Annotated in this window: 7 protein-coding genes; 5 read left to right on the top strand and 2 right to left on the bottom strand. The window is 72.5% G+C overall.

Annotation, left to right across the window (positions count from 1 at the left end):
* The coding region (gene repA, locus QR78_RS05370; RefSeq protein ID WP_048426478.1) for a plasmid partitioning protein RepA at positions 1–1,119 on the bottom strand (1,119 nt) is incomplete at its 3' end.
* Positions 1,120–1,501: 382 nt separating this feature from the next.
* On the opposite strand from repA, the gene QR78_RS05365 reads away from it, so the two are divergent.
* The 5 genes from QR78_RS05365 (at position 1,502) to QR78_RS05345 (ending at position 7,562) form a co-directional block, all read left to right on the top strand.
* Complete coding sequence (locus QR78_RS05365) at positions 1,502–1,756, top strand: acyl carrier protein (protein ID WP_048426474.1); 255 nt, start codon at positions 1,502–1,504, stop codon at positions 1,754–1,756.
* Entirely contained in the window at positions 1,753–2,994 is a 1,242-nt protein-coding gene (locus tag QR78_RS05360) for an acyl-CoA dehydrogenase family protein (protein WP_423793760.1), read from the top strand. Before QR78_RS05365 ends, QR78_RS05360 begins: the two co-directional genes overlap by 4 nt.
* The gene (locus QR78_RS05355; protein WP_082171885.1) at positions 2,994–3,974 is read left to right on the top strand and encodes an amino acid--[acyl-carrier-protein] ligase; all 981 of its coding nucleotides are present in this window, start codon (positions 2,994–2,996) and stop codon (positions 3,972–3,974) included. Before QR78_RS05360 ends, QR78_RS05355 begins: the two co-directional genes overlap by 1 nt.
* A 7-nt stretch (positions 3,975–3,981) precedes the next feature.
* Positions 3,982–4,968, top strand: a complete 987-nt coding sequence (locus tag QR78_RS05350) for a DUF1839 family protein (RefSeq protein ID WP_048426473.1) — start codon at positions 3,982–3,984, stop codon at positions 4,966–4,968.
* A 164-nt stretch (positions 4,969–5,132) separates the two neighbouring features.
* A complete protein-coding gene (locus QR78_RS05345) occupies positions 5,133–7,562 on the top strand; it encodes a glycosyl hydrolase 2 galactose-binding domain-containing protein (RefSeq protein WP_048426472.1) in 2,430 nt (809 codons plus the stop codon).
* Between the two features lie 399 nt (positions 7,563–7,961).
* Here the strand turns inward: QR78_RS05345 and QR78_RS05340 are convergent.
* Positions 7,962–9,944, bottom strand: a 1,983-nt coding sequence (locus QR78_RS05340; RefSeq protein WP_053220804.1) for a PAS domain-containing protein, incomplete at its 5' end; no start/stop codon positions are given.

Here is a 9,944-nt window from a genome sequence, read left to right as displayed (position 1 = left end):
GATCTCGTAGAGGGTCTGCTTCGACAGGCCGGCATCCGACACGGCCGACGACTTCAGCATCGGCGCCGTCAGCACCGCGTCCTCGAACAGGGTGCGCAGCATCCCGACGATGCGGGTCTGCGGCGCGTCCTGCTGCTCGTAGCGGGTCACGAGGTAGCGCAGCCAATCGTAGTGCAGCCGCCCGCCGGATTCCGCCACCACGCCGAGCAGGTCCTCGGTCATCGCCAGGAACTGGCTCATCGAGGCGACGTCGAGCATCTGCGGATGCACGGTGATGAGGAGCGAGGTCGCGGCGCAGAGCGCCGAGAGGGTCAGGTAGCCGAGTTGGGGCGGGCAATCGATGACGACGATGTCGTAATCCTCCGCCACCGTGTCGATGGCGTGCGCCACCCGGTCGAAGAACAGCGGCTCGCCGGCCCGGCGGCGGGTCAGCGCCCGCGGCGTCTCGTGCTCGAACTCCATCAGTTCGAGGTTGGCCGGCACGAGGTCGAGGCCGGTGAAGTAGGTCGGCCGCACGACGTCGCGCAGGGGCCTGGCGTCGTCGTACCGGATCGCGCCGTACAGCGTCTCGTCGGCGCCGACGTCGAGTTCGGGCTGCACGCCCATCAGGGCCGAGAGGCTCGCCTGCGGGTCGAGGTCGATGGCGAGCACCCGGTAGCCGCGCAGCACCAGGGATTGGGCGAGGTGGGCGGTGGTGGTGGTCTTGCCCGAGCCGCCCTTGAAGTTCGCCACCGCGACGACCTGCAGATGCTCGGCGCCGCTGCGCCGCGGCTGGTAGCGCCGGCCACCCCGGGTGTTCTCGTCGAGATAGGCGCGCAGGCCGTGGATGTCGGACAGCGAATAGGAGCGGCGGCCGTTCGACGACACCTCGGGCTGCGGCCCCAGCCCCTCGGCGGCGAGCTGCTGCAACCGCGACACCGTCACGCCGATGATCCGGGCCGCCTCCGCCGAGGTGAAGCGGCGCAGGCCCTTGGCGGCGGTGGGGGGAAACAGCCCGGAGGAGATCGCCTGCAACTGCGCCCGCAGGGTCGCCGCGTGGGCGCCGATCGTCGCGGCGGGCGCGACCTGCGCGGATGGGGAGACCGGGGCAGGGGAGTGAGGCGGCGTGTGCTGATTCATCCGCGCGGGCCCTGTTTGCAGAAAATTCGCCGGTTCGGCGCTCGATCTGCAATTCGCCGGTTTTCGGCCGATTCGCAATCGCCGGCCCGATCCCGGCGCAAGCCCCGCACAAGCCCGGCGCGACAGCGCCCCGTTCACCCGGCCCCCGAGGGCAATTCCGTAAGCTTGACGAGATCTCCACCCTGGCGTCGGCCCGGCGCTTCGCCAGCCGTTAAGCTGTCTGGAGTTGAATGGCCGTGTCAAATCGGATCAACCACCCGCTCCACAATGGAGCAGGAAATTCTCAAAAATAGACATGTAAAAATTTACCACGAATTAGGCGCAAGATTGCAATTTCATCTACGGGATGCGATCCTACGCCAAGCAGATAAGGTGGAGTCTCATGGTCGAAATCTCCGACATTCGTGACGTGCTGAAGTCGCTGGAATCGCTCAAGGGCGTGGTCGACACTCTGTCGGACGACGACGACCTGTTCGAGAAGGGCCTCGATTCCTTCGGCTCCGTGCAGCTGATGCTGGCCCTCGAGGAGCGGTTCGACATCGAGTTCCCGGACTCGGCGCTCGGCCGGCGCTCGTTCTCGACCATCCGGATCATCCGGGACACCGTGGCGGGCCTGCGCCAGCAGGAGGCCGCATGAACATGCATGTCGAGGTCGCGGCGACGGTGCCCGGTGCGGCACCCGTCGCGACGGACGCACCGGCGGGCGACCTCGACGCGCGCGCCAAGCGCGCCGCGGAGATCGCCGGCCGCCACGCCGACGCGGTCGACCGCGAGGGCCGGTTCCCCGCCGAGGCGGTGGCCGCGCTCAAGGCCGAGCGCCTGTTCGGCATCCAGGTTCCCGTCTCGCTGGGAGGGGAGGGGGCCTCGATGAGCGAGATCGCGGAGGTCTGCGCCATTCTCGGCCGCGCCTGCTCGGCCGCCGCGATGGTGTTCGCGATGCACCACATCAAGCTCGCGAGCCTCGTCACCCACGGGCAGGACAGCGCCTGGCATGCCGCGCTGATGCGGCGGATCGCGGGCGAGCAGATGCTGATCGCCTCCTCGACCACCGAGGCCGGCATCGGCGGCGATCTCCGCAACAGCCTCTGCGCCGTGGAGGCCCAGGGAACGGGAGACGGCGACACCTTCCGGCTGACCAAGGAGGCGAGCGTCATCTCGTACGGCGCGCAGGCCGACCTGATCCTCGCCACCGCCCGCCGACACCCCGAGGCCGCGACCTCCGACCAGGTGCTGGTGGCGCTGCTGGCCGACCAGATCACCCTGGAGCGCACCAGCACCTGGGACACGCTCGGCATGCGCGGCACCTGCAGCGACGGCTTCCTGCTCAAGGCCGAGGGCCTGCCCCTGGTCCAGGTGCTGCAGAAGCCCTTCGCGGAGATCGCCGCGCAATCGATGCTCGCCGCCTCGCACCTGCTCTGGGGCAGCGTGTGGTTCGGGATCGCGTCCTACGCGGTCGACCGCGCCCGCGCCTTCGTGCAGGCCGAGGCGCGCAAGAAGCCGGGCCAGGTGCCCCCGGGGGCTTTGCGCCTCGCCGAGGCCGCCAACGAGCTCCAGGCGATGAAGAGCACGGTCGTCGCCGGGCTCGCCCGCTACGAGGCCGCCAAGGGCGACCCCGATGCTCTGAGCGCGATCGGCTTCTCGATCATGCTGAACAACGTCAAGACCACCGTCTCGGTCCAGGCCGTCGACATCGTGCAGCGGGCGCTGAGCGTCGTCGGCATCCTGGGCTACAAGAACGGCACCCCGTTCAGCCTCGGCCGGCAGCTGCGCGACGTCCTCTCGGCGCCGCTGATGATCAACAACGACCGCATCCTCTCCAACACCGCCAACCTCCTGCTGGTGCAGAAGGGCAGCGGCAAGCTCCTGAGCGCGTGATGGACCAGAGCCTCTCCTCCGACCTGCTGCCCGCCGCCGACGAGGTCTCCTTCGTCGGAACCCTGCCCGAGCCCGCCGAGCCGCGCTCGTTCCTCGACCGCCTGTTCGACCGCGGGCTCCTGATCCGCACCGGGGTCGACGGGCTCTACGGCCGCTCCGGCGCCTTCGAGAGCGTGGTCGAGGCCCTCGACCGGCTGGTCTCGCGCATCGGCGCGGCCGACGGGGCCGAGGTCCTGCGCTTCCCGCCCGGCATGGCCCGCGCGAGCTTCGAGCGCAGCGGCTACCTCAAGGGCTTCCCGCACCTCGCCGGCACGGTGCACAGCTTCTGCGGCAACGAGGCCGACCACGCCCGGCTGCTCGCCTGCCTCGATGCCGACGAGGACTGGACCGCCAAGCAAGCCGCCACCGACATCGTCCTGACCCCGGCCGCCTGCTACCCGCTCTATCCGGTCGCCGCCGCCCGCGGCCGGCTGCCCGAGGGCGGCCTGCTGTTCGACCTGCAATCCTACTGCTTCCGGCACGAGCCCTCGCTGGAGCCGACCCGCATGCAGCTGTTCCGCATGCGCGAATACGTCCGCATGGGCACGCCCGAGCAGGTGCTGGCCTTCCGCGAGCTGTGGCTGACCCGCGGCACCACGATGATGAGCGATCTCGGCCTGCCGCTCGCCATCGACCCGGCCAACGACCCGTTCTTCGGCCGGGCCGGCAAGATGCTCGCCAACAACCAGCGCGCCCAGGCGCTGAAGTTCGAGCTGAACGTGCCGGTCAACAGCGAGGACAAGCCGACCGCCTGCCTGAGCTTCAACTACCACCAGGACCATTTCGGCACGACCTGGGGCATCGCCCAGGCCGACGGCACCACGGCCCACACGGCCTGCGTCGGGTTCGGGCTCGAGCGGATCACCCTCGCGCTCCTGCGCCACCACGGCCTCGACCTCGACGCCTGGCCGGCGGAGGTCCGCGCCCGGCTCTTCGGCTGAGGCCGCGATGTCGGCCTCCCTCGCCCTTCCTCTGGAATCGCCGCGGACGGAGACGTCCGCGGCGCCCCACGCCCCGCACCCGCTCCACGCCGCCGACCGGACCTGGCCGGAGACGAACTGCTACGTCGATCTCTGGATCGAGCTCCTGCACCTGCGGGGGCTCGAGCCCGAGGCGATGCTGGGCTTCACCCTGCGCCAGGACTTCGAGGGCGACCAGTTCACGTTCTTCAAGCCGAAGGCTGCCGATCTTGAGGCGCTCTACGGCCTCGAGATCCTCGAACTCGCGCTCTACGAGACCCTGGAGGACCACGCCCGGCTCCAGGCGGCCCGCGGCTTGCCCGTCCTGGTCGAGGTCAACGCGTTCTTCCTGCCCGACACCGCCGGCACCACCTACCGGCGCGAGGCCTCGAAGACCACGATCGGGATCCTCGCCCTCGACCCGCAGGAACGCCGGCTCGACTACCTGCACAATGCCGGTCGCTTCCAGCTCGCGGGCGAGGATTACGACGGGATTTTCGCCCGCGGCGAGCTCCTGCCCTACGCCGAGTTCGTGAAGCCCTGCGGCCCGGCCCTGGCGGGGTCGGAACTCGCGGGCGCCGCCCTGGCGCTGCTGCGCCGGCACCGTGTCCACGCGCCGGTCGAGAACCCGGTGACGGCCTTCCGCGCGGCGCTCGCGGGCAAGGACGATGCCTTCGTGCAACGCCCGCTCTCGGCCTTCCACGCCTACGCCTTCAACACCACGCGCCAGCTCGGGGCGAATTTCGAGCTGCTCGGCAGCCACCTCGCCTGGCTGACGGCGCAAGGGGCGGGGTCTTTCGACGAGGCGGCGGAGGCAGCGACGCGGCTGTCGCAGGAGGCCAAGGCCTTCCAGTTCCAGCTCGCCCGCGCCTATGCCCGCGGCAAGCTCGCCGGCCTGCCCGAGCGCCTCGCCGGCGCCGAGGCGACCTACGCGGCGGTGTTCGCGGCCCTCGACCGGGCGCTGGCGGCGGGCTGACGCGCGCGGTCGACGGAGTGGGGCGATCCGGCACAGACGAATGGCGCGGGGTGTCTTCTCTCCCCGTGGGCGGGGAGAGGAGACACCCCGCGCCCTCCTTCCCCCGGCATGCCGGGGAGCGTTTCAGCGCCCTCGAACACGCGAAAACAGCCTCCGGGGACACCATGGCCGTTCTGCGCACCGTCGACCGGCCCCTCGACGGGCCGTGGGAGATGATCGTCACCGCCCCGGGCGCCTGCACGAATCCGGATGCCCTCGACGGGCTCGCGGGCTTCATTCCCGCTCCGGTCCCCGGCACCGCCGCCGGGGCGCTGCGCGCCGCCGGGCTGTGGTCGGATGCGGCGCCGACGCCGCTGCACGGCTCGGACGTCTGGTACCGCACGCGGATCGAAGGCCGGGGCCGCGAGACCCTGCGCTTCGAGGGTCTCGCGACGCTGTGCGAGGTCTGGCTCGACGGGGAGCTTCGCCTCACCTCCCGGTCGATGTTCCTCGCCCACGAGGTGAGCCTCGACCTCGACGGCCCCCACACCCTCGCGCTCGCCTTCCGCTCGCTGGCGCAAGACCTCGCCCGTCCGCACAAGCGCGGCCGCTGGCGGCCGCAGCTCGCGACCCCGGGCTCGCTGCGCCACGCCCGCACCACGCTGCTCGGCTTCATGCCGGGCTGGTGCCCGAGCATCGACGCGGTCGGCCCCTACCGGCCGATCACCCGGAGAGGGGAGGGGGGGCGGCCGACCGAGATCGACCTCGGGGCGAGCGTCGCGGACGGGACCGGGATCCTCGTCGTCGGTCTTACCCTGCCCGACGCCGCCGGCCCGGTGACCCTGCATTGCGACGGCCGGACGGCCGTGTTGCCCGAGACCGCGACCGGCCGGTTCGAGGGCCGGCTCGCCCTGCCCGGCATCGCCCTGTGGTGGCCCCACACCCACGGCGAGCCGCGGCGGCACGCCGTCACGGTCGAGGCCGGTGGGCGGACCTTCGACCTCGGCCGCGTCGGATTTCGCACGATCACGCAGCGGCGCCCCTTCGCGGAGGGCCTGAGCCTCGCGGTCAACGGCGTGCCGGTCTTCTGCCGCGGCGCCTGCTGGACCCCGCCCGACCTCGTCGGGTTGCCGGGGGACCGCGCCGCCTACGAACCGCTCCTGCGGCTCGCCGTCGAGGCCGGCATGACCATGCTGCGGGTCGGCGGCACGATGCTGTACGAGAGCCAGGCCTTCCACGATCTCTGCGACGAGCTCGGTCTCCTGGTCTGGCAGGACCTGATGCTCGCCAATTTCGATTATCCGGTCGACGATCCCGCCTTCCGGCTAGCGCTCGAAACCGAGATCGCCCAGCTCCTCGACCGGCTCCAGGCCTCGCCCTCGCTCTGCGTCGTCGGCGGCGGCAGCGAGATCGAGCAGCAGGCCGCGATGCTCGGATTTCCGGAGGCCGTCTGGCGGACCACGGCGGTGGAGGCGATGCTGCGCGAGGCGGCGGCCCTGCGCCGGCCCGACCTCGTCGTGGTGCCGAACTCGCCCGCGGGCGGCGACCTGCCGTTCTCCACCCATGCCGGCGTCACCCACTATTACGGCGTGGGCGCCTATCTCCGCCCGTTCGAGGATGCCCGCCGGGCCGAGGTGCGCTTCGCCTCGGAGTGCCTGGCCTTCGCCAACGTGCCGGAGCCGGCCTCGCTCGTCGACGCCGGCCTGACCGATCCGCGCGATCCGGCTTGGGGCCTCGGAATCCCGCGCGACCGCGGCGCCGACTGGGATTTCGAGGGCGTGCGCGACCACTATGTCGGCGCCCTCTACGGCGTCGACCCGGCGCGCCTGCGCGACGACGATCCGGAGCGCTACCTGACGCTCGGCCGGGCGGCGGTCGCCGAGGTGATGGAGGCGACCTTCGCCGAGTGGCGGCGCGCCGGCTCGGTCACCGCCGGCGGCCTGGTCTGGCTCTGGCGCGACCTCGCGCCTGGCGCGGGCTGGGGCGTGGTCGACGTCGCCGGGCGGCCGAAATCCGCCTGGTATGCCCTGAAGCGGGCCTTCCGGCCGGTCCAGGCGCTCCTCACCGACGAAGGGCTGAACGGCCTCCACGCCCACCTGCTGAACGAGACGGTCGAACCGGTGGACGCCACCCTGGCACTCACCTTCACCACCGGGGCCGGCAAGGTTGCCGCCCGGGCCGAGAGGGCAGTGTCGCTGGCACCGCGCTCGTCGCTCACCCTGTCCTCGGCCGCCCTGCTCGGACGCTTCTTCGACGCCACGAACGCCTACCGGTTCGGCCCGGCGGCGCACGACCTCGCCCATCTGCGGCTCAGCCGCACCGATGGCACGGTGCTGGCCGATGCCTTCCATTTCCCGGCCGGGCGGGATGCCGGCCCAAGGGAGACCGGGCTCTCGGCGGAGCTGGTCGACGGCGAGGCCGGCCTCGCGCTGCGGGTCGCGGCGGAGCGGCACGCGTTGTCGGTCCACCTTGCGCTCGACGGGGCGGGGAGGCCGGCGGACAACTGGTTCCACCTCGCGCCGGGAAGCGAACGCCTGATCGCGTTGCACGAGACGGCGGGCCGGCCGAGCGGCACGGTGCGGGCGGTGAACGGGAGCGGGACGGTCCGGTTCTGAGCGCCCGCGCCGCCGCGCCCGATCGCACGGCAACACGGTACCCGGACGCGGACGCACATGCGTGCCGGCGCACTGAACGGTCCATGACGGCTCCAACCCGTTTCCCGGACGGCCGCAACGCCGTGGAAGGAGATCCGGGATCCGGCGGTCCGCCACGCGGCGTGCGAGACTTATCGCGCCGCGCTGGACGAGGATCCGGCCCAGGACGAGGCCGGCCGGGAGGCCGGGCGCAAGCTCGCCTGCCCGGTCCTCCTGCTCTGGCGCGGCGACGACCGGCGGCCACTTCCAGCCCGAGGAACCGCCGGGACGAGGTGGTGCGGGCGCGCAGGCGCCTTCCTGGCGCGATGAGCGGTGGGCGCGGCCCATCGTGCGGCCGTTCTTCCGGAAGGCCGGGGGCCGTCACTCCCCCCGCATGAGCTCCGCCAGCGGCGCCGTCAGGGTGCAGACCACGCCCTCGGGCGGGTAGTGGGTCGCCACCTCGCCGTCGACGGTACCGGCGAGGCCCCGCTCGATCAGGCGCGAGCCGAAACCCCGGCGGGCCGGCGGCGTCACCCGGGGGCCGCCATGCTCCTGCCAGCGCAGGGCGAGGGCGTCGGAACCGTCGATGCGCCAGTCGAGGGTGACGTGGCCGTCGGGCACGCGCAGGGCCCCGTACTTGACCGCGTTGGTGGCGAGCTCGTGCGCCATCAGGGCGAGCGACAGGGCCGCCCGCGAGCCGCACGGCACCGGCGGCCCCGAGAGGCGGAAGCGCCCGGGCCGGCCGTCGTCGTGGATGGCGAGCGCCCCGTCGAGCACCGCCCGCAGGTCGGCGCTCTCGCCCTCGCCGGTGAGCAGGAGGTCGTGGGCCTTGCCGAGCGCGATCAGCCGGGCCGCCAGGGCCTCGCGGGCCGCCATCGGGTCGGCGGCGTTGCGCAGGGTCTGCATGGCGATCGCCTGCACCATCGCCAGGGTGTTCTTGAGCCGGTGGCTCAGCTCGCGGTTGAGGATCTCCTGCTGCGCCTCCGCCGCCTTGCGGGCCGAGATGTCGTGGCTCACCGCCGCGAAGCCCTCGAAGGCGTCGCCGGGCCCGCGCAGGGCGAAGAGGTTGTAGCGCACCGGCACGGTGGCGCCGGTGGCGAGGTTGCGCAGGCGGAAATCGCCGCTCCAGGACCCACCATATGCCCCGCCCTCCCGGATCGCCGGCAGGATCGTGGTCTCGGCGAAGGGCAGGTCGTCGGGCGGGAAGAAGTCGGTCAGGCGCATCGCCCGGGCCGCGGCTTCGTCGGCGAGGCCGACCAGGGTGCGGCCGGCCGGGTTGACGTAGGCGATCCGCCCTTCCGCATCCGCGATGGCGATGAAGTCGCTCGACTGCTCGGCGACGAGGGCGAGGCGGCGCAGCTGCGCCTCGGCCCGGCGCTGCTCGGTCACGTCGAGGAACACCGTCACCGCCGCCTGGATCGCCCCGTCCTCGTCGCGCACCGGCGCGCTCGAGATCTCGAGCAGGCGCAGGCCCGTGGCGGCGTTGCGGTAGCGCATCGCCTCGCCGGTCACCACCGTGCCGTCCCGCAGGGCGCGCAGCGACGGGTAATCGTCCGGGGCGTAGGGGCGCCCGTCGGCATGCACGGCGCCGTAGGATTCGTAGCGGGCGAGCGTGCGCTCGCCGACGGCGTGGCCCAGGATCTCCTCGCCGCGGGCGTTGACGAGGTTCGGCCCGCCCGGCTCGCGCCCGACGACCGAGATGCCGACCGGTGCCTGCCGGAAGACCGATTCGAGCAGGCTGCGCTCGAGGTCGAGCCGGCGCTCGGAGTCGCGCCGGGCGGCCTCCGCGCGTTCGCGCTCGGACAGATCGAACATCGCGCCGATCATCCGCACGGCGCGGCCCGTCTCGTCGCGGATCACCGAGCCGCGGTCGAAGACCCGGGCATAGGAGCCGTCGGCGCGGCGGAAGCGGTACTCGTCGCTCCAGGCGGTCCCGGCCCCGTCGATGACGGCGTGGATCGAGGCGTCGATCCGGGCGCGGTCGTCGGGATGGATGTGGTCGATCCACCACGCGCCCGTCGGCGCGACCGTGTCGAGGACGTGGCCGTAGGCGGCCTCCAGGGCCTCGTTCCACAGGACGTGGTCGGCGGCGAAGTCCCAGTCCCAGATCGCGTCGTTGGTGGCCCGCGCCGCGAGGCGGTAGCGCTCCTCGGTGGCCCGCGCCGCCCGCAGGGCCGCCTCGCGGTCCGCCACCGCCCGGCGCAGCTCGAGCTGGCTCATCAGCTGGCGCGCCAGCGCCCGCAGGTCGCCGGCCTCGGTCTCGGAGAGGCCGTCCGGCCGGGGCACGTAGTCGATCACGCAGAGCGTGCCGAGCACCTGCCCCTCCGCCGTCCGCAAGGGGGCCCCGGCATAGAACCGGATGCC

Origin of the sequence: Methylobacterium indicum (assembly GCF_001043895.1) — a bacterium.
GTDB classification, from domain to species: Bacteria; Pseudomonadota; Alphaproteobacteria; order Rhizobiales; family Beijerinckiaceae; genus Methylobacterium; species Methylobacterium indicum.
This window is presented reverse-complemented; position numbering and strand designations above follow the sequence as displayed.